At 64.2% G+C, this 20326-nt stretch carries 16 protein-coding genes and 2 pseudogenes; 10 read left to right on the top strand and 8 right to left on the bottom strand.

The features are described from left to right. Positions 1–38 precede the first annotated feature (38 nt). A complete protein-coding gene (locus HAP54_RS40075; protein WP_166296646.1) occupies positions 39–566 on the top strand; it encodes a carboxymuconolactone decarboxylase family protein in 528 nt (175 codons plus the stop codon). A 163-nt stretch (positions 567–729) separates the two neighbouring features. On the opposite strand, the gene glsA is transcribed toward HAP54_RS40075, so the two are convergent. The 4 genes and pseudogenes from glsA to HAP54_RS40055 form a co-directional block, all read right to left on the bottom strand. Further along, positions 730–2589, bottom strand: a complete 1860-nt coding sequence (gene glsA, locus HAP54_RS40070) for a glutaminase A (RefSeq protein WP_166296643.1) — start codon at positions 2587–2589, stop codon at positions 730–732. 22 nt (positions 2590–2611) lie between these two features. Further along, positions 2612–4808: pseudogene (locus HAP54_RS40065) on the bottom strand (TRAP transporter permease). A 47-nt stretch (positions 4809–4855) separates the two neighbouring features. Next, on the bottom strand, positions 4856–6019 hold the full coding sequence (locus HAP54_RS40060) for a TAXI family TRAP transporter solute-binding subunit (RefSeq protein ID WP_166296640.1): 1164 nt from the start codon (positions 6017–6019) through the stop codon (positions 4856–4858). A 153-nt stretch (positions 6020–6172) separates the two neighbouring features. Continuing rightward, positions 6173–6394 (bottom strand): acetyl-CoA carboxylase biotin carboxyl carrier protein subunit, encoded by a 222-nt coding sequence (locus HAP54_RS40055; protein ID WP_166296637.1) that lies wholly within the window; start codon positions 6392–6394, stop codon positions 6173–6175. A 130-nt stretch (positions 6395–6524) separates the two neighbouring features. Between HAP54_RS40055 and HAP54_RS40050 the strand changes: the two genes are divergently transcribed. Together HAP54_RS40050 and HAP54_RS40045 are read left to right on the top strand one after the other, a co-directional pair. Further along, positions 6525–7499, top strand: a complete 975-nt coding sequence (locus tag HAP54_RS40050; RefSeq protein WP_166296634.1) for an IclR family transcriptional regulator — start codon at positions 6525–6527, stop codon at positions 7497–7499. Then, on the top strand, positions 7429–8988 hold the full coding sequence (locus HAP54_RS40045; protein WP_166296631.1) for an acyl-CoA carboxylase subunit beta: 1560 nt from the start codon (positions 7429–7431) through the stop codon (positions 8986–8988). The genes HAP54_RS40050 and HAP54_RS40045 overlap by 71 nt, the downstream gene beginning before the upstream one ends. A 123-nt stretch (positions 8989–9111) precedes the next feature. Here the strand turns inward: HAP54_RS40045 and HAP54_RS40040 are convergent, their stop codons facing one another. After that, the gene (locus tag HAP54_RS40040) at positions 9112–10275 is read right to left on the bottom strand and encodes a patatin-like phospholipase family protein (protein WP_166296628.1); all 1164 of its coding nucleotides are present in this window, start codon (positions 10273–10275) and stop codon (positions 9112–9114) included. Positions 10276–10497: 222 nt separating this feature from the next. Between HAP54_RS40040 and HAP54_RS40035 the strand changes: the two are divergent. The 3 genes and pseudogenes from HAP54_RS40035 (at position 10498) to HAP54_RS40025 (ending at position 13805) form a co-directional block, all read left to right on the top strand. Further along, positions 10498–11282, top strand: a pseudogene (locus HAP54_RS40035) (acetoacetate decarboxylase). Between the two features lie 138 nt (positions 11283–11420). Next, complete coding sequence (locus HAP54_RS40030; RefSeq protein WP_166296625.1) at positions 11421–12440, top strand: transporter; 1020 nt, start codon at positions 11421–11423, stop codon at positions 12438–12440. A 24-nt stretch (positions 12441–12464) separates the two neighbouring features. Next, positions 12465–13805, top strand: coding sequence for a carbohydrate porin (locus HAP54_RS40025; RefSeq protein ID WP_166296622.1), 1341 nt, complete (start codon positions 12465–12467; stop codon positions 13803–13805). 27 nt (positions 13806–13832) lie between these two features. Here HAP54_RS40025 and HAP54_RS40020 read toward each other — a convergent pair whose 3' ends face one another. Beyond that, positions 13833–15137 carry an MFS transporter gene (locus HAP54_RS40020; RefSeq protein WP_166296619.1) on the bottom strand — a complete coding sequence of 435 codons (1305 nt, stop codon included), beginning with the start codon at positions 15135–15137 and terminating at the stop codon, positions 13833–13835. 110 nt (positions 15138–15247) lie between these two features. After that, positions 15248–16444: an acetyl-CoA C-acyltransferase gene (locus HAP54_RS40015; protein ID WP_166296616.1), complete on the bottom strand. Its 1197-nt coding sequence runs from the start codon at positions 16442–16444 to the stop codon at positions 15248–15250. A gap of 726 nt (positions 16445–17170) precedes the next feature. Between HAP54_RS40015 and HAP54_RS40010 the strand changes: the two genes are divergently transcribed. After that, on the top strand, positions 17171–17431 hold the full coding sequence (locus HAP54_RS40010; protein WP_166293446.1) for a hypothetical protein: 261 nt from the start codon (positions 17171–17173) through the stop codon (positions 17429–17431). A gap of 54 nt (positions 17432–17485) precedes the next feature. Beyond that, positions 17486–18091: a CarD family transcriptional regulator gene (locus tag HAP54_RS40005; protein ID WP_166296613.1), complete on the top strand. Its 606-nt coding sequence runs from the start codon at positions 17486–17488 to the stop codon at positions 18089–18091. A 71-nt stretch (positions 18092–18162) separates the two neighbouring features. On the opposite strand, the gene HAP54_RS40000 is transcribed toward HAP54_RS40005, so the two are convergent. Further along, the gene (locus tag HAP54_RS40000; protein ID WP_166296610.1) at positions 18163–18846 is read right to left on the bottom strand and encodes a hypothetical protein; all 684 of its coding nucleotides are present in this window, start codon (positions 18844–18846) and stop codon (positions 18163–18165) included. Between the two features lie 395 nt (positions 18847–19241). On the opposite strand from HAP54_RS40000, the gene HAP54_RS39995 reads away from it, so the two are divergent. After that, the gene (locus HAP54_RS39995; protein ID WP_339156805.1) at positions 19242–19712 is read left to right on the top strand and encodes a VOC family protein; all 471 of its coding nucleotides are present in this window, start codon (positions 19242–19244) and stop codon (positions 19710–19712) included. Positions 19713–19986: 274 nt separating this feature from the next. Next, positions 19987–20322, top strand: coding sequence for a hypothetical protein (locus tag HAP54_RS39990; protein ID WP_224741578.1), 336 nt, complete (start codon positions 19987–19989; stop codon positions 20320–20322). Positions 20323–20326: the final 4 nt, after the last annotated feature.

The following is a 20326-nucleotide window of genomic DNA, read 5'->3' as shown; positions in this document are numbered from 1 at the left end:
GAACCCGACAGAAACAACGGCAAGATCAAGGTTAGGAAATGGCCCGCATCGACTACTCCGATCCCGCGAAGGCAAACCCGCGCACCCGCGAGATCCTCGACAAGAACCGCAACGCCAACATCTTCCGCATGATGGCGCATTCGCCGAGCTACTTTGAACAATACTGCCGGCTCGGCGGTGCGATCCGCCACAAGGGCGAACTCGATCCGATCGTGCGCGAGCTTGCGATCACGCGCACCGGCATTCTCTGCGAGGCGCCCTACGAGATCGTTGCGCACAAACGCATCGGCAAGAATGTCGGCGTCACCGACGAGCAGAACGCGGCGCTGGACAACTGGCAGTCCGCGACCTGCTTCAACGAGGTGCAGCGCGCGGCGCTCACCTTCACCGACGAGATCGTCAAGCTGAGGAAACCGACCGACGCGACCTTTAAGGCGATCGCGGCGATGCTGACGCCGGCCGCGCTGATCGAGCTGCAGCTCTCGGTCGGCTTCTACATCATGACGTCGAAATTTCTCGAAACGTTCGAGATCGACATGCAGCCGGTGACGGAAGTGGTGAGCTAAGGCGTCGCGCGGAGAGGCCGGAGCGCATGCACCCTCCGACGTTATGGCCGGGCTTGACCCGGCCATCCACGTCTTTCTTCACGGTTAGCAGCAAGACGTGGATGCCCGGGTCAAGCCCGGGCATGACGGAGTTGTACAAGTCCTCGCGCTGCATGATTGGAATCTACCCCGACGTCAGCAGATCCACCTTCGCATTCGCCAGGATCAGCCGCTCGGCGAGAATATGCGCGAGGTTGCGCATGATCCGCTCGCCGGCCCGCGGATGCTGCTCGCGGAAGCGCTCGAAATCCTTGATCGTCACTTCGTAGGTGGTCGCCGACATGTCGGCGACCACGTCCGCGATCCGCTTCGGCTCCAGCAGTCCCATCTCGCCGAACGCCATGCCTGCGGTCAGCGTCGCCAGCCGGATGCCGTCGGGCAGGGTGACGTGGACCACGCCGCTGCGCAGGAAGAACAGCGAGGTCGCCTCGCTGCCCGCGGCGATGATCTGCTCATTCGGCTGGTAGGTCCTGACCGTGCAGAGCGGGATAAGATCTGCAATCTCCTGCTCACTTAGTCCGGCGAGCAGCGGCTGCTCGGCAAGCTCCGTCGTCTCGAGGAAGTCGATCGAGCCGCCATAGCGGTAGACGATTTGGTCCTCCGCCCACTCGATCGCGGTGTCGAGCAGATAGAAATCCCTGATATTGCCGAGCCGGTTGGTCCACTCGCTGATCGTGGTCCATTCGCGCGAAGTCCGCTTGATGCCTGAGAGGATCACGGTGACGCCGAGCTCGGCCAGTTCCTGGAAGGCTTCGGCGACCAGCCGGGCGCCGGCGCGGGTCGTCGCGGTGACGCGGCGCAGATCGAAGATCACGAACTCTGGCCGCGGCCCGCCACCGAGGCGGCGCGCGACATAGTCGACATTGGAGAGCGACAGCGTGCCGACCAGCTCGATCACGCGCACCTCCTGGAAGTGCTTCGCCAGGATCTCCTGCTCCTGCGGTCGGCGCACCCGCCGCGACGGGTTCTTACCAATATTGTAGTCGGCGATGATGCTGTGGCGGGCGTCGTCGCTGCGGTTCAGCATGTGTAGGTCGTAATGCGACGACAGCGCCTCGCACACCTTGATGCCGCGCACGCTGTTGCCGTGCTTGTCTAGCTTCGGCGAGTAGCTGCCGAGCCCGAGCCGAGCCGGCAGCGCCGCCAGAATGCCCCCGCCGACGCCGCTCTTGGCGGGGATGCCGACCCGGTAGATCCATTCGCCGGCGTAGTCGTACATGCCCGACGACGTCATCACCGAGAGCGTGCGCGCGATCGCGTAGGGCGTCACCACTTGCTCTTCGGTCAGTGGATTGATGCCGCGGTTGGCAAGCGTCGCCGCCATCACGGCGGTGTCGCGCGCGGTGACCAGGATGGCGCATTGCCGGAAATAGACGTCGAGCACCGCAGGCACGTTGTCGGTGATCACGCTGTTGGTGCGCAAGAGATAGCCGATCGCCCGGTTGCGGTCGCCGGTGGCGCTCTCGGAGGCGTACACCGCCTCGTCGACGCCGAGCTCGCGGCCGGCGAAGCGGCCGAGCGCCTGGCGGATGAAGTCGAACGCGCCGTCGCCCTTGTCGGCGTGGAGCAGGCCGGAGCAGGCGATCGCGCCGGCATTGACCATCGCATTGAACGGGTGGTTGTCGGCATTGAGCCGGATCGAGTTGAAGGGGTCGCCCGACGGCTCGACGCCGATCACGCTCTCCACCCGCTCGGCGCCCAGCGTGTCCAGCGCCAGAGCGAACACAAACGGTTTTGACATCGACTGGATGGTGAAGGGCACCCTGGTATCGCCGACTTCGTAGACATGGCCGTCGAGCGTCGCGAGGCTGATGCCAAAATGGGCAGGGTCGGCCTTGCCGAGCTCGGGGATGTAATCGGCGACCGCGCCGGCGGCCTCCGGGAGGAAGTCTGCGTAACACGTGTGCAGAAACCGCAGCAGCGGCGGCTGCGAGCTGGTCCAGTTGACGGTGCTGGCGGTGACAGGCGGAGGCGATTGTTTCATCGCCTCCTGTTGTGCAACGCAATCAGGGCGCGCGCAACTGGTTCGCAACCAGCGCCTGGCGGCGCACCAGCACCAGCGCGATCAGGGTGGTCGGGGCGAGGATCGCAAGACCCAGCAGGGTGATCTGGAGCTGCGACAGAGGCATGATGCCGCCGCCGGGCGTCGCCACTACGAAACCGCCGATCACCAGCAGCACCCGCAATGGCCATTCCATGATGCCGGCCCTGCGCAGGTCGCCGACATAGGCCTGGTAGCCCTGAATGCCGCCGCAGATGAAGACGATGCCGAAACAGGCAAGGCCGGTGAGGCCGAGCGCCTCGAGATAGGGGTTGCTGCCCTGGAGCAGCAGGGCCGGGTTCAGCACGAAGAAGAACGGGATGAAATAGATGATGCTGCCGACCCACATCGATTCCCATCCGGTCTTCATCGCCGGCGCGCCGGCGATGCCGGCCGCCGCGAAGGAGGCGATCGCGACCGGGGGCGTGATCGATGAGAGCATGCCCCAGTAGAAGATGAACATGTGCACGGCCATCTTGTTCAGCCCGAGCTTCTCCAGCGCGGGGGCGACAAGAATGGCGAGGAAAATGTAGCAGGACGTCGTCGTCAGCCCGAGCCCAAGGATCAGGCTGGTGATCGCGCACATGATCAGCAGCAGGAAGGCATCCCCGGCCGCGATGCTGAGCAGATCGTTGGCGAGGCTCGAGATGACGCCGGTCAGCGAAAACGCGCCGATCAGGAGGCCGCAGCCGGCGAGGATCGCGATCAACTCGACGAAGGTCTTGCCGTTCAGCTCGAGAAATTGCAGCCAGCGGGCGCCGCCCCAGTTCTTGCCCGGGAAGAACTCATTGAGCGCTACAAGCAGGCACATTCCCCAGCACGGCGTTGAGCACGCCGAACCAGAGCATCAGCGCCGTCACCGCGACCGACAGGGCGAGCACCGCCGTGTTGCCGGCCTTCCACGGCGCCGGGCCCGACCATTGGTGCAGGATCACGAGCAGGGCGGAGGCATAGAACGGCGCGTGGCTTTCGCGCTTGAAGTAGAGCAGCATCACTACCAGCACGACGATGACGAACAGATAATACCAGCCCTCCATAAAGGCATCGCGGAACCGCGGCAGCTCGGCGCGCGGAATGCCTTCCAGTTTGTGGCGGGCGGCGTACGCATCGACCTGAGCGAACAGGCCGACATAGTAGAGCACCGACGGAATGGTCGCGGCGAGCGCGACGTCGGCGTAGCTCGTGTTCATGAACTGCGCCATCACGAACGCCGTGGCGCCGAGCACCGGAGGCGCCAGCACCGCGCCGGTCGAGGCGCAGGCCTCGATGGCACCGGCATAGGACGGCGTGAAACCGGTCTTCTTCATCGCAGGGATCGTCATGGTGCCTGCGGTAAGCACGTTGGACACGATGCTGCCGCCGACGGTGCCGAGCAGTCCCGAGGCGAACACGCAGACCTTGGCTGCGCCGCCGCGGAAGGTGCCGCACATCGCGAACGCGATATTGATGAAGAACTTGCCGGCACCCGTCATCATCAACGCGGTGCCGAACACCAGGAAGCCGATCACCGTGTCGGCAAAGGCCTGGATCGGGATGCCGAGCAGGCTCTCGCCGGAGAGCATGTGATAGGCCGTGGTTTGCTGCAGCGTCGACTGCGTGCCGCGGAATGGGCCGAGCCAGCTGGCGTCGGCAAACAGCGGATAGAGCGTGAACGGCAACACGCTCAGCAGCAGGCTCCAGCCGCCGGTGCGGCGCAACGCCTCCATCAGCACGAACCACATGATCAGTCCGGCAACGATGACATTGGTCGGCGCGCCGTCGAACTCCCATCCGGCCGCTGCAGCCTTGCGGATATTGGCCGTCAGCCAGATCGCCGAGCCGAATGTCAGCGCGAACAGCAGCAGGTCGTACCAGGGAATCCGGTCGAGCGGCGCGGTCTCGCTTCCCGGGAAGATCAGGAAGGTGAACGGCAGCATCAGCGCGATCAGGACGTAGAAATATTCGGTGTTGAGCTGGGTGTAATCGATGAAGAAGCGCAGCGAGAATTGCTGGTTGACGCACAGAAGGATGGTCGCAGCCGTGGCCACCAGCAGGGCCCAGCGCCAGGCGCCGCGCAAGGTGCGGATGCGCGTGACCTCGGACTCCTGCAGGTCGGCCGCCGCGGAGAGATGCGGATCGTCGAACTCGACCTTCTTCGCCGTCGCGGCCGCGCCGTCGGACATCGCGCTCCCCTCTCGATGATCTTGTTATCGCGGCAGCCTAACCGCCTTTAGTCGAAGCCATTAGGCATATTGGCTTTCGCAAGTGCCGCGGCGCGCGCCTTCATCCAGCCGTCGAGGAAGGCTTTTTCGTCGGAGGGTGGGTTGGACTTGCCGTAATCCGTCCAGGCCGCGCCCAGCACTTCCTGGCGCTTGTACAGCGCGTTGTTATGCGCGTCCTGCTCGTGGCTCCAGTAGCCTGCTTCCTTGAGCGCCTTCACCGCGCCGGGATGCACCGGGACGACCCAGTTCTTGGTCTGGCGGTCGGCGCTGAGGCCGCCGGCGCCGGGGGCCGAATCCTTGTAGGTGTCGTAGTTGATGATCATCGCCTTGGTGATCGCATAGATCTGGTCGGCCGGTTGCGCGGCGTAGGCGACGAAGATCGGGTAGGGGTAGTTGCCAAGCTGGATCGGCTTGTCCGGCGAGATGCCGGCGCCGCAGGTTGCGGTTTGCGGGAAGAAGAACGAGCCGACCTTCTTCACCCGCGCCCAGCCTTCCTTGTCGCTGGCGGGCAGCGGCGGCCACATCAATCCGCGCGGCGAGGTCTCGGCCTCCTTGGCGGGGCCGGTGATCGTGGTGCCGAAGGCGGCGTCGGTGTCGTTGTTGATAAGGCCCTTCCACATCGCGCCGTAGCTCGCGAACTCGACGATCTTGACGTCGTTCTGAGTGAGGCCGCCGAAGGCGAGCATCGCCAGCGAGTTCTGGTTCAACGCCGGCGAGCCGACCACGAAGCCGACGCGCTTGCCGCGCAGATCCTTCATCTCCTTGACGCCGGCATCCGCCGCCACGCCAAGGGCGCCGCAATTGCAGTCGACCGACGACAGCATCAGCTGCAGCGGCTGCGGGCCCCACTCCTTGGCGCCGAACTCGAACACGCCTTCCTGCGCGAAATAGGTCCCCGATCCCATCGCCGACGAGACGGCGCGCTTGGCGCGCAAGGGTGCGAGACGCGCGACGTCGTTGCCGGCCGGCAGCACGCGGACGTCGGTGCCGTATTTGTCCTTCATCATCTTGCCGACGCCGACCGCGATGTTGAAGCCGGCGGTGCCGGTGTCATAGGCGGTCACCGCCATGGTCGGCGGCAGCTTGATGTCCTCGGCCGAGGCGGGCAGGGCAGCGACGAGTGACAGGCCGGCAAGCGCGGCAGGCGCGAGCGCCATCAGCCGATGGATCATAATCCCTCCCTTTGTTTCGCTGTGCGAAACTTTTCCGGGCGGGATGATTGCATCGCGATCCGGCGATGGCAACGCCGCCTTGGCCGCAGGCCGCCTATTTCGGCCGCTGCATCACCGGACAGATTGTCGCGGCTGGCCGGAGGTTGCGAGATCTCAGGTCTCGACGATCGCGACCGCCTGGCCTTCGGCGATGACGTCGTCGATCTTGACCAGAATCGACTTGATTTTGCCTGCTGCCGTCGATGTGACCGGTATTTCCATCTTCATCGCCTCGACGAACGCAATCTCGTCGCCATCGCCGACGCTGCTGCCGGCCTCGACAGGAAGCGCGCAAACGCGCCCGGCAACTTCGGTCACGACCTTGATCTCTGGCATTCCACTCTCCGATACCGTCTTGCGGAAATTTCATCCGGCGAATGGCTTTTTGTTGTGGCGGCAGATTGCCTGAGGTAGCTTCATCTGCAAGTGGAATTTTATTCCGCAGGACGGAATGGAGACAAAACAAATGGGTCGGCGCTCGGAACGACTTAGCAGGCAGGGAATGCGCGCCAGCGAGACAGGCGATGGCGATGTCATCCAGGTGGTGTCGCGCGCCTTTGATGTGTTGCGGTGCTTCGAGGGGCACGAAGCCAGGCTCGGCAATCTCGAAATCTCCAACCGCTGCGGCCTGCCGCGTTCGACGGTGTCGCGGTTGACGCACACGCTGACGCGGATGGGACAGCTCGTCTATCTGCCGCGCGACCAGAAGTATCGGATCGGTCCGAGTGCGGTCGCGATGAGCACCACGATGATGAAGGGGCTGCAGCTGCGCAATCTGATCCGGCTGCGCCTGCAGGATGTCGCCGATCAATTGCCGGGCACGGTGGGCTTCGTGATCCCCGACCGCTTTCCAATGGTCTATCTGGAGTTCGCCCGCGCGGCGAACGCGCTCGGCCTGCATGAGGCCACCGGAAGCCGCATCTCGATGGCGACCACCGCCGCCGGCCACGCCTACACGGCCGCGCTCGATCCTGTGATCGGCGACGCGCTGATATCAGAGATGGAGGGCGAGTTGCCTGAGAGCGCCAAGATGCTGACGCCGCGCATCGAGGCCAACCGCCGTCACCTGCAGGAACACGGCTACGTCGTCGCCTGCGGCCTGTGGAGCCCGCACATCAACGGCGTCGCGGTGCCGCTGTGGTCGCCGCAGTATCAGACCTATGTGGTCACAACGATCGGCCTGCTCTCGGCGATGTATGACGAAGAGCGGCTGCACCGCGAGGTCGCACCGCAGATGGTCGAACTCGCCGCCGCGCTCGGCAGCCTGCTCGAAGGCGCCGACGGCGATATCTTCAGCAATCGCATCGAACGCAAGTCGCTTTCGGTCGCCGCCCATAACAACAACAAAATGATCAAGACGGAGGCAATGAATGAGCTGGAAGCCGGAACTCGACGACCTCGCCCGGCGCGAAGCGTTCGCGCGGGAGATGGGAGGCGTTGACAAGGTCAAGCGGCAGCGCGACCAGGGCCGGCTCACCGTCCGCGAGCGCATCGACAAGCTCGTCGACCAGAGCAGCTTCCACGAGGTCGGTGCCATCTCCGGCATCGCCGAATATGACGAGAGCAACGAACTCAAGCATCTGACGCCTGCGAACTGCGTGTTCGGCCGCGCCAGGGTCGACGGCCGCACCGTGGTGGTGGTCGGCGACGATTTCACCGTGCGCGGCGGCTCGGCCGATGCATCGATTTCCGCCAAGCCGCTGATGGCGGAGGAGATGGCGCATGACTTCCGCCTGCCGATCGTCCGCGTGATTGAAGGCTCGGGCGGCGGCGGCTCGGTGAAGACGATCGAGACCAAGGGCGCCGCCAATCTGCCCGGCGGCGTCGGCGGCACGCGCTGGTACTGGTACACGACCGCCAATCTGGCGCGCGTGCCGGTGGTCGGCCTCGGCCTCGGTTCGGTCGCCGGCTTAGGTGCGGCGCGGCTGGCGGCGACGCATTACTCCATCATGACCAAAAGCTCCGCGATGTTCGTCGCCGGCCCGCCGGTGGTGAAGCGCCTGGGGCAGGACCTCACCAAGCAGGAGCTCGGCGGCGCCGATATCCAGACCCGCGCCGGCGCGATCGATCAGGCGGTGGAGACGGAGGAGGAGGCGTTCGACTACGCGCGGCGCTTCCTGTCCTATCTGCCGTCGTCGGTCTACGATTTGCCGCCGACCATTCCCTGCACCGACGATCCGGAACGCGGCGAGGAGGCGCTGTTGAAGGCTGTGCCGCGCAACCGCAAGCAGGTCTACAAGATGCGGCCGATCATCGAGGCCGTCGTCGACAAGGGCTCGTTCTTCGAGGTCGCCGCCAATTTCGGCCGGCCTGTTATCACCGGGCTGGCGCGGATCGAGGGCAGGGCGGTGCTGCTGCTCGCCAGCGATCCGTTCCACTATGGCGGTTCGTGGACCGCGGACGCCTGCCAGAAGGTGGTGCGGTGGGTCGACTTCGCCGAGACCTTCCATCTACCGGTGGTCTATCTGATGGACTGCCCGGGCTTCATGATCGGGCTCGAGGCGGAGAAGTCGGCGACCATCCGCCACGGCGTGCGGGCGATGGCCGCAGTCAACCAGAGCACGGTGCCGTGGTGCACCATCATCATCCGCAACGCTTTCGGTGTCGCCGGCGTGGTGCATCAGCCGGCCAACCGGTTCTCGATGCGCTATGCGTGGCCGTCGGCCTATTGGGGCTCGCTGCCGCTCGAGGGCGGCATCGAGGCGGCCTATCGCGCCGAGATCGACGCGGCCAGTGATCCCGCCGCCAAGCTGCGCGAGATCGAGGATCGCCTCAACAAGCTGCGCTCGCCGTTCCGCTCGGCCGAGAAGTTCTGGGTCGAGGAGGTGATCGATCCGCGCAAGACGCGCTCGCTGCTCTGCGAATTCGCGCGTCTGGCCGAACCGATCCGCACCCCGGGCCCGCCGGGCAACATGTCGACGCGGCCGTAAGCGTCGCCGCAAATTCAGCAAGTCATGCGCGGGCTTGACCCGCGCATCCATCGTCCGCGCGAGCGGACGAGTAATTTGTCCGAAGCGGGATGGATTGCCGGGTCAAGCCCGGCAATGACGATGCTACTCGCTCTCCCGATGCACGTCGTGGATCACGATGCCCATGCCGTTCTCCGGCATATTGATCCATTCGCGATGCTTCAGCGAACGCTTGGTGTCCTCGTGTCCGCTCACCCAGTGCTCGCGCATCGAGGTGCCGGAGAATTCGTGGTCCTTGGCGTCGCCCTCATAGGCCTTCTGCTGATAGATCAGCTGCAGCAACGTGATTCCGGGCAGCCGGCTGTTCGCCTTCTTGAGCTGGCGCTCTTCATCCGAGAGCTGATCGTCGGGGATTTTCCCCAACGCGTTGTGCAGGGCGGTGCGCAGATTGTAGGTCTTGCGGTAGACGTCGGTGTTGTAGCGGGTGCGCGACGAATACATGATGTCCTTGTGGCGGGCCATCACGTCCTGGATGTCGCGCGGCAGCATGCCGCGCGCCGAGAACAGGTCGACCTGGAACACCAGCGAGTTGGCGGTGTCTTCCTGGTCCAGCAGGTGCTGCAGCGGCGTGTTGGAGACGATGCCGCCGTCCCAGAAATGATCGGTGCCGACCTTCACCATCGGCAGTGCCGGCGGCAGCGCGCCGCTCGCCATGATGTGCTCGGGGATGATCTCGTCATGGGCATTGTCGAAATAGATGAAGTTGCCGGACAGCACGTTCACCGCTCCGACGGCAAACCTCATCGTCTTGGAATTGATGCGGTCGAAATCGACCAGCTCGAGCAGTGATTCACGCAACGGCGTGGTGTCGTAATAGCTGGTGGCGGTGCGCGCGCCGGCCGGGCTGAACCACGGATTGGTCTGATGTGGGGTGAAGAAGCCGGGTTGCCCGAGCGTCGTCGTCAGCCATGAGCTGGTGAAATTGCGCGCCTTGCGGAAGACGTCGCCATCCGGCGTGTAGTGCCAGATCTTGCGGCTGGTGATGCGATCCCAGAATGTGTGCAGCCGCTCAAGCCGCTTCGAGGGCGGATTGCCGGCGATGATCGCCGAGTTGATCGCGCCGATCGAGACGCCGCAGACCCAGTCGGGCTCGATATTGGATTCATGCAGCGCCTGATAGACCCCGGCCTGATAGGCGCCGAGCGCGCCGCCGCCCTGCAGCACCAGCGCCACGCGATCGCAGCCTTCGGGGCGCCAGCCGGGCGTCGCGTGCTCGATATCGTCAAAATGAGGGGTTCGCGCGTCCATCTCAGACACTCCAAAAAATTCGCGGCGAGAATTCAGGGCGCCGATGACGCCGTGATGACAAACGCCGCGTCGGCCCATGGCGCATCCGCCGTGCCTGCCTGCATGGTTAGCATTGGCCTCATCAGCGAAACGCGGGTCATGCGGCTGACGGAAATCCCTCATCTCGCTGTCAATCTCGGCCGTTAGCTTCCGCGCAAGCTTTTCAAACAGGGGGTTATTGCGATGCGCAGGGAAGATCTGCTCAAGCTTCCGTCCATGCCGGCCGCCGGTCCGAGCTATCCCGCCGGTCCCTACCGCTTCATCGATCGCGAATTCTTTGTCATCACCTATGAGACCGATCCGGAGCTGATCCGTGCCGGCCTGCCTGAGCCGCTGGAGCCGATCGAGCAGGCGATCGTGCATTACGAATGGATCAAGATGCCCGACAGCTCCGGCTTCGGCAGCTACACCGAGTCCGGCCTTGTGATCCCCGCGCGCCTGCATGGCGAAGAGGTCAACTTCGTCTGCCAGATGTATCTCGACGATGATCCGCCGATCGCGGCCGGCCGCGAGATCTGGGGCTTTCCGAAGAAGTACGCCCACCCGAAGCTCGAGATCGTCAAGGACACGCTGACCGGCACGCTGGAATATGCCGGCCAGCTCGTTGCGATGGGCACGATGGGCTACAAGCACGAGAGCATGGCGGGCAATGGCGACAACACCCGCGCCACGCTGTCGAAGACGCAGATCAATCTGAAGATGATCCCCGGCGTCGACGGCCATCTCGAAATCTGCCAACTGGTTGCGATCAACCTGACCGACATCGCGTCAAGGGATCGTGGATCGGGCCGGGCCGGCTGCATCTGGTGCCGCATGTCAACGCGCCGGTCGCGGATTTCCCGGTCAAGCGCGTCGTCGGCGCGCACCATTTCCTCGCCGACCTGACGCTGCCGTTCGGCCGCGTGGTGCACGACTACAACAAGGAAGCCGCCGAGGCGGCGACGCCGACCGGCCTTGCGGCCGAGTAGGGCTGTCGCTGACATAAAACTGTAACGGGCGCGTCCTCCAATATGACGAAGGACGCGCCCGCCCGGTTTTGCGCGGCGGCGGGTTTTTGAGCATGTCATTTCGCGCGGTTGCCTTGAAGAGTCTTTTGGAGAGCGGCCATGCTGGCTGATCCACCTCCTGCTCCTGTCGGCTCGCTGCTGACGCGTGAGGCCGTCCCCGGCCTGGTCTGGGCGTTTCGCCTGCACCACGACGGCCGTGCCGAGGCGCTTCCGATCGACAAGCCGATCGAGCCGAGCCATGACGGACGGTTGTGGCTGCACTTCAACCTGAGCGATGTCCGCACCCGGGCGTGGCTCGCCAACATGCACATCCCGCAGCTCGCGCGCGACCTGCTGCTGTCGAACGACGAATTCCAGCAGATCCACACCATCGACAATTGCGTCTATGGCCTGTTTTCCGATCTGGTCCGCAGCATCGATGCGCCGACCGAGGAGACCGACTTCCTCCGGTTTGCGATGACCGAGCGTCTCCTGATCAGTGGACGCCACCAGGCGCTCTGCGCGGTCGACGCGACGCGCCGCGTGCTCGAAAGCGGCTATCGCGTGGATAGCGTCGCGGCGCTGCTGGAAAAGATCATCCACGAGGTCGCCGACACCATGGACCGCATGGCCGACAAGATCGGCACCGAGATCGATGCGATCGAGGACCGGGTGGTCGCCGGCGAAACCAATTCCGAGATGCGCGGCACGCTCGGGCGGATGCGCCGGACCTGCGTGCGGGTGCATCGCCAGCTCGCCGGCCTGCGCGTGCTGTTTCACCGGCTCGAGCTGAAGAACATGGACAATCTCAGCCCGGCGCTGCGGCTGCAGGCCGGCAAGCTGGCACAGCGGCTCGACGGCCTCGACCACGACATCGTCGAACTGCGCGAGCGCAGCCGCCTGCTGGAGGAGGAGCTGCGCTTCAAGCTCGAGGAGGAGAGCAACAAGCATCTGCATGCGCTCTCCGTCGTCACCATGATGCTGCTGCCGCCGACGCTCGTCACCGGCATCTTCGGCATGAACACCAAGGGATTGCCGCTGACCGATGTCGACAGCGGATTTCTGTGGGCGGCAGGCTTGTTGGTCGGATCGGCGCTCTTGGCTTATCTGCTGATGCGACGGCTGCGCATCGTCAAATAGCGCGATCGCACCGCGGCATCTCCGATGAGCAGAGCTCCTTCCCGCGCAACACTGGTGGCCGCGGCCCTCGCGCTCTGCGCCCCGGCGCATGCGGACGACAAGCCGGTCGCCGATCGCATCGCGGATACGCGCGCCGCGCTGGAGGAGGCCGGCTACCAGTTCAGCATGACCTATATCGGCGAGGCGTTTACCAACACCTCGGGAGGTGTGAGCAACGGTGCGGCCTATACCGGCCGTCTCGATCTCGGCACCACGATCGACCTCGAGAAGGTGATGGGCTGGACCGGCGCGACCTTCCACGCCAACATGTTCCAGATCCATGGCGACGGGCTGTCGCGGGGCTATGTCGGCAATTTGTTTCTGGTGTCCGGCGTCGCGTCGCTGCCGGCGACGCGGCTCTACGAGTTCTGGATCGAGCAGAAGCTCCTCGACGGCAGGCTCGCGGTGCGCGTCGGCCAGCAGGGCTCCGACGTCGAGTTCATCGACAGCCAGTACGATGACATCTTCATCAATTCGGCGTTGGGCTGGCCCGGCATCACCGGCGTCAATCTTCCGACCGGCGGGCCATCGCCGGCGCTTGCCGTGCCCGGGATCCGCATCAAGTCAAGCCTGACCGACCGCCTCACGGCCTATCTGGGGCTGTTTGACGGCTCGGCCGCTCCGCCGCAGGGAACCGAGAATCCGCAACTCCTCAATCCGCACGGGATCCTGTTCCGCGTCAACGATCCGCCCTGGTGGATCGGCCAGCTCAAATACAAGTTCGAGATCGGTGAGAGCAGGCTGCCGGCCACGATCACCGGCGGCGGCTGGTATCACATGATGTCGTTCGCCGATCAGCGCTTCGGGGCCGACGGGCTGTCGCTCGCCGATCCCAACAGCTCCGGCGACACCCGGTGGCTGCGACGGGACAACGGCATCTTCATGGTCTATGAGCAGTTGCTCGCGCGCGTTGAGCCGGACGCGGACAAGGGCGTCGCGTTCTTCATGCGAGTTTCGGTCAGCCCGTCGGACCGCAACCTCATCAGCACCTATGTCGACGGCGGCTTCCTGTTCACCGGCTTCAGCGACAAATATCCGGACGACCGGTTCGGCATTGCCGGGATTTACGGCAGGATTTCCGACGCCGCCCGCGCGCTCGATCGCGATACCCAGATCTTCACCGGCACGGCGTATCCGATCCGCGACTATGAGGCGATCCTCGAGATCACCTACCAGCACGTCGTGAATGCCAATTTCACGATGCAGCCGATGTTTCAATACATCGCCCATCCCGGCGGCGGCGCCGTCGACCCCAATGATCCGACGCAGACGCATCGGATCAAGGACAGCATCGTGTTCGGGATGCGCACCATCCTCTCGTACTGACCAGCGCAAGTCGCGCAGGCGAGGGCCTCAAGCCGCCGCCGGTTTCGGCTCGGCCGCTGGCTTCGGTTGCGGCCGTGCGATCGCCAGCGCGATCAGCGCGGCGAACACGCAGAGCGCGCCGGCAATGAAGAACGCCGGCAGATAGCTCTGATAGAGGGTGCGCGACAGGCCGGTGCCGAATGCGGCGGTGCCGGCGCCGAGCTGGTGGCCGGCGAAGGTCCAGCCGAACACCAGATTGGCACGCTCGGCGCCGAAGCGCTGCGCCGTGAGGCGCACCGTCGGCGGCACGGTCGCGATCCAGTCGAGTCCGTAGAACATCGCAAACAGCGACAATCCGTAGAACGTGAAGTCGGAGAACGGCAGGAACAGCAGCGAGAGGCCGCGCAGACCGTAATACCAGAACAGCAGATAGCGGTTGTCGTAGCGGTCCGACAGCCAGCCCGAGACGATGGTGCCGAAGAAGTCGAAGATGCCCATTGCGGCGAGCAGGCTGGCGGCCTGCACCTGCGGGATGCCGTAATCGAGACACATCGGGATCAGGTGGACCTGGACCAGGCCGTTGGTCGATGCGCCGCAGACGAAGAAGGTCGCGAACAGGATCCAGAACACCGACGATTTCGAGGAATCGCGCAGCGTGCCGAGCGCGACCGCCATGATCGGCGTATTGGCCGGCGGCGGCGCGGGGAGGGGCGCGGTGCCGTCATCGCCGAACGGGCGCAGGCCGACGTCGCTTGGCCGGTCGCGCATCACCATCAGCACGGCAAAGGCGGCGACGCCGAGCATGACGCAGACCAGCCCGAGCGCGACGCGCCAGCCATAACGCTCGGTCAGCGTCGCGAGCAGCGGCAGGAAGGCGAGCTGCCCGGTCGCGACGCTCGCGGTGAGGATGCCGACCACCAGGCCGCGGCGTCCGACGAACCAGCGCGCCGCGATCGTCGCGCCGAGCACCAGCGCGGTCATGCCGGTGCCGATCCCGATCACGACGCCCCACAAGAGCACCAGCTGCCAGACCTGCGTCATGGCGAGGGAGGCGAGCAATCCCGAGACCACGATCAGCTGTGCCGCCAGCGTCACGTTGCGCAGGCCGTAGCGGTTCAGCAGCGCGGCGGCGAACGGCGCCATCAGTCCGAACAGGATGAAGCGGATCGACAGCGCCGAGGAGATCTCGGCGGTGGACCAGCCGAACTCCTTCTGCAGCGGCACGATGAAGACGCCGGGCGCGCCGACGGTGCCGGCCGAGATCAGTGCGGCGAGAAAGGTCACGGCGACCATCACCCAACCGTAGTGGATGTTGCGGCGGGCGAGGGTGGAAGCAAGCCAGTTCGAGATCATTGGGCCCCAATTGAAATGCGATGAGGGTTCTGTTCGTGATGCGCAATATGGCACGAGGGAGCTATGTCTAAAATGACATAGTTCCCTCGTTTTCGGACTCGTGCCTCAGGTCAGTGCGCGACGCGCTCGACCGCGATCGCGGTGGCTTCGCCGCCGCCGATGCACAGCGCAGCGACGCCGCGTTTCAGATTCTGCGCTTCCAGCGCGTGCAGCAGCGTCACGATTAGCCGCGCGCCGGTGGCGCCGATCGGGTGGCCAAGCGCGCAGGCTCCGCCATTGATGTTCAGCCTGTCCCTGGGAATTCCGAGATCGCGCTGCGCCGCCATCGCGACCACGGCGAAGGCTTCGTTGATCTCGAACAGGTCGACATCGCCGACGCTCCAGCCGACCTTGTCGAGCAATTTTCTGATCGCCGGGATCGGCGCGGTGGTGAACCACTGCGGCTCCTGGCTGTGGGTGGCGTGGCCCTTGATCTCGGCCAGCACCGGCAGCCCGTCGCGGTCGGCAAGCGAGCGCTTTGCCAGGATTAGCGCCGCGGCGCCGTCGGCGTTGGCGGAGGAGGCCGCCGGCGTGATGGTGCCGTTGGCACGGAATGCGGGCTTGAGGCCGGGGATCTTTGCGGGATCGACCTTCAGCGGATGCTCGTCATTGGCGATGATGCGCGGGCCGGATTTTTCCTGCAGCGTGATCGGCGCGATCTCGGCCTTGAAGGCGCCGCCCTCGACCGCCTTGCGGGCACGGCTCAGCGTCTCGATCGCGTAAGTGTCCTGGTCGGCGCGGGTGAACTGATAGGCCTCCGCGGTCGCCTCGCCGAAATCGCCCATCGAGCGGCCGGTCTCGTAGGCGTCCTCGAGCCCGTCCATCATCATGTGGTCGATGATGCGGTCATGGCCGGCGCGATAGCCGCCGCGCGCCTTTTGCAGCAGATACGGCGCGTTGCTCATGCTCTCCATGCCGCCGGACAGCACGATCTCGGCCGAGCCGGCCTTGATGATGTCGTGGGCGAGCATGGTCGCCTTCATGCCGGAGCCGCAGACCTTGTTGACGGTGGTGGCGCCGGTGGCATCGGGCAGTTTTGCGCCGCGCGCGGCCTGACGGGCAGGGGCCTGGCCCTGGCCCGCGGGCAGCACGTTGCCCATGAACACCTCGTCGATCCGCTCGGGCGCGAGTTTTGCGCGTTCGAGCGCCGCGCCGATCACGTGCGAGCCGAGCTTGCGCGCCGCGAGCGGCGTCAGTTCGCCCATGAAGCGGCCAAGCGGGGTGCGGACGGCCGAGAGGATGACGACGGGATCGGCGCTGGATGCCATGGCAGGATTTCCTTCAATGCCGGGGATTTGATTGAATTATCTTCATCATATGATGCAATGCAAGAAATGCAACTGCGTGTCCGCCTGCCATGACAAAATGTCGTGTTCGCATGAGTTGGGGAGGGAGCGCGGGCTGCTGTTGCATCGATGTCCGCTGTCGTCCCTGCGAACCCCAACCCGGGATGTCATCACCCGCGCATGCGGGTGATCCAGTATTCCAGAGACAGCTTTGCTTGAGCCCAGGGGCCGCGGCGTACTGGATCGCCCGGTCGAGCCGGGCGATGACAGTGTGGGTGGGGACACAGCTTCGCGTTCTCGCGACATGATTTGTCCGAGCTTTGCTCTTCGTTTCGCCCTCTCACTTGGCAGAGGGCGCAGGGAAAGCCGGGTGCCGATCGCACCCATGGGCCCCGTGCAAAGGTAGAAAGCACGGGGGTAGGACCACAGGTGTAACCGGAAACACTCCGGCTTTCCCTGCGCGATGGGTTACGGCTTACTTCGTGCTCTCCCCGGCGAGACTGGGCTTGTTTGTCACCGCCTTCGCAAGACGCTTTCGCGCTTTGCTTGAGGACACCTGCCACTAGGGCGTCAGGACCACACGACTTCACCGTCCGCATCCGTCACACTCGTCAGTCGTGACGTCAGCGTCCACCGCATCTCACGCCGCGTTCGTGACGACCGCGAAGCGCCCCTCGATCGGGTGAGACGAACAGTTCATACACTGAGTTGGGTATTCAGATAAACCGAAATATTTTTGCTGCGGGGGCTTGCGCCGTCGGGCAACTCAGTGATCGAGATTTCGGCACGGAACCGTTGATTTTCGCCGAGCGGGAACACGTTGCCAAGAAACCACAGCCATCTAAGGGAATGGAAATTGGAGGCGTCATTTTCGTGGCGGCGCACGCGCTCGCGGCTTATTGGTTAGGGATCAAATCGGGCAGCGTGAATGATTTCCGGCCCGGCAGTTTGTTTCAGATGCGTGATTGATCAGAGCTGGAATTGGCATCAACCGATTCAAGAAGCCATGGAGCTTGTCGCGAAATGAATTTTGATAATCGATCCAAATCCAATTATTCGAACCACCCCCATTCGGCATCAGCGAACCCCGTCGGCGAAACGATTGAAAACCAGAACGCTGAGATGCGCTTTGGTTTCAAGGCGACGGACTTGATCGTGTACCCTGCGCACGGCGTCGGCCAAATTGTAGCGATTGAGGAGCAGACAGTGGCAGGGGCTTGCCTCGAGTTCTTTGTCGTCTATTTCGCGAAGAGCAAGATGACGCTGCGCGTTCCGACGAGGAAAGCGGCAAGCGCCGGAATGCGTAGACCGTCCGATCCCGCTGCCATCCAGCACATGCGACGAATCCTGGGTCAAGCGCCGCACAAAGCGCGGGGGAATTGGTCCCGACTTGCGCAGGAATACGAAAGCAAGATCAATTCGGGCAATATTGTCGCCATCGCGGAAGTCATGCGCGATCTCTATCGGCCCTCGGTCAATTCCGAACAGAGCTACAGCGAACGACAGCTTTACGCGGCGGCAGTCGATCGCCTGTCCGGAGAAGTCGCGCTCGTCAGCGGCATTACCGAAGCAGAAGCCGTCAGGGAGCTTGAAAGCCTGATGCTCGCTGAGGTCAGGCGGAGCGCATAGAGCGCTCTGCTCGGACATCGTCGGAACGTCCGCTTCCGCCTCCAGGCTGACGTTCCGGCGCCGCTGGCGCTCTAGGATGGCCGCTCGACGAAGGCGACGGCCTTGTTGCTATAGGTCCATATCGCGCCGTCGCGTTTGCTGATCCCGAGAAAGGCGGTCGGCGAACCGGCATATTTCATGTTCCGATTGCCGCCGTCGATGCCGTAGGCCCATGGGTCGAGGCACAGAAACTCGGTGATCTTGCCGTCGGCTCCCGAAGTGCGGTGGCCGACGATGCCGACATAATGGGCGCCGCCAAGGGAGGCCCGCACCGGCACCTTGTTTTCAAGATTCTTGATCGTCCAATCCACCGCTTTGCTGGGATCGCGGGCCGCGCTCACCTGGTCGCGCGCCGTCGGTTCGGCCATTTTCCAGCCCATGTAGCGGACGAACACGATCTTGATGATCGAACCGCACCAATATTGATTGTTCACCGCCTTGAGGAAGCCGCCATTGTTCTGGTTCCATGGCAGCCTGCTCTTCTTGTAGGTCTCCATCGACTCGTCCGCGGTCGCCGCCAGGGTGGGAAGGGTGTTCAGCGGTTCATCCACCAGCATTTCATAGACGCGATGGCGGCTGTCCAATTCGTCGCCGGGGTCTTGGTTGCTGTAGAACTTGCGATAGGCGGGCGTTTTGGCCGCCGTCGTGACGGTGTGGAAATAGTGCCAGATTAAATCGGTTGTCCACGAGGAGTCGCGGGTATGGGTGTCGGACATGGAAAGGTTCCAAATAGGGCATTCGGCTGCGGCGGCTTCGCGGCCGTTTCTCACTTGCGGTCAGACCAGCCGCGCTGAAAGGTTAGTCCCCGCTCGGTTGATGACGGTTCACTGAGGACTTCGCGACGCCCGATCTGGTCTTGGCAGGAACATTGATCAAGCAAACCGTCTTGGAAGCACCGGCCGCATGATCGAATAGCGTCTCTTTTTGGTGCACCGCTTGAGCCGGGATTTGGCCCTTGGCGGACCTGCGCGTGTCCCAGGCTGAGGTCGCGAATGACCCCAAAGCAGATTTCCGCGCCCGCCTACCGTGCGACCGAGCGAGCCGGTAGGCTTGCAAGAACTGGAGGGCCAGTTGCCGGAGTCACCCAGCGGAGGTGTGCCCGCGCGTCCGAGTGCACGGCGTTGATGACGGGAGTAACGAGATGATACTCAATCCTGACCATGTCACCATCGCAGTGGCCGACGCCGGCCCGGCGATCGCGTTCTTCGCGCTGCTTGGCTTCAGAAAGGCGCATGTCGCGACGATCGACGGTGGCGTGCCCGCTCAGTACATGGGCATGCCGGGCATGAAGGCGCAGCACATCACCCTCGCACTCGAGGGAGCGGATCCTCATTTCGAGATCCAGCTGCTCGCGTTCGACCCGCCGCCTGCGACCGATCCGGGTGCGCACCCAACGAATCTGCGACGACGGGGCTTCAACCACCTCGCGTTCCGCGTCGACGACATCGAGGCGGCCACCGCACACCTCGTGGCCAACGGCGTCACCATGCTGAGCGACGAGATGGATTACATCAGCCGAAAGCTCCGGCTGTTCGAGGGTCCCGAGGGCATCACGATCAAGTTGGTGCAGCGGGACGACTGAGACGCTTCCGATTAAGGGCCGTTACTCGGCGGGACGCCGACGGCTCGCGCCGGCGTTGACGCCCGGGCGTTTTGCCGCCATATACAACTCATGAACAAGCTTTTCTCAGCCGCTTTGACCACCACCGCGACCGCTGACGGCGGATCGCCTGCTGGTTGCGCGCGCTAGAGACAAGCGTCCTTCACCCAGAAAAGGCCCCGCCGGCGACGGACGGGGCCTTTTCTGTTTGGGTGGTCACCGTCCGCGCTGTTTCCCATCACAAGGAACAATAGCCATGGACGATCTCGACCACAGACATCTCGGCGTACAGCTCAAGCTCTGGCACCTTCAGGATGATGCGCCGGGCATGGTGTTCTGGCATCCGCGCGGCACCGCGCTCTACCGGGTGCTGGAGGACTATGTCAGGCGCAAGATGCGCCGCGCCTTCTATGCCGAGGTGCGGACGCCGCAGCTGCTGCCAAAGCTGCTCTGGGACCGCAGCGGCCACTGGGACAAGTTCGGCGCGCACATGTTCCGCGTCGATGACGGCGAAGCGGCGATGGCGCTGAAGCCGATGTCGTGTCCGTGCCATGTGCAAATCCTCAACAAGGGGCTGCGCTCGTGGCGCTAGCTTC

The organism is Bradyrhizobium sp. 2S1 (assembly GCF_011516625.5).
GTDB classification, from domain to species: domain Bacteria; phylum Pseudomonadota; class Alphaproteobacteria; order Rhizobiales; family Xanthobacteraceae; genus Bradyrhizobium; species Bradyrhizobium septentrionale.
Note: the sequence above shows the minus strand (reverse complement) of the source record. Positions and strands in the feature narration are given on the sequence as shown.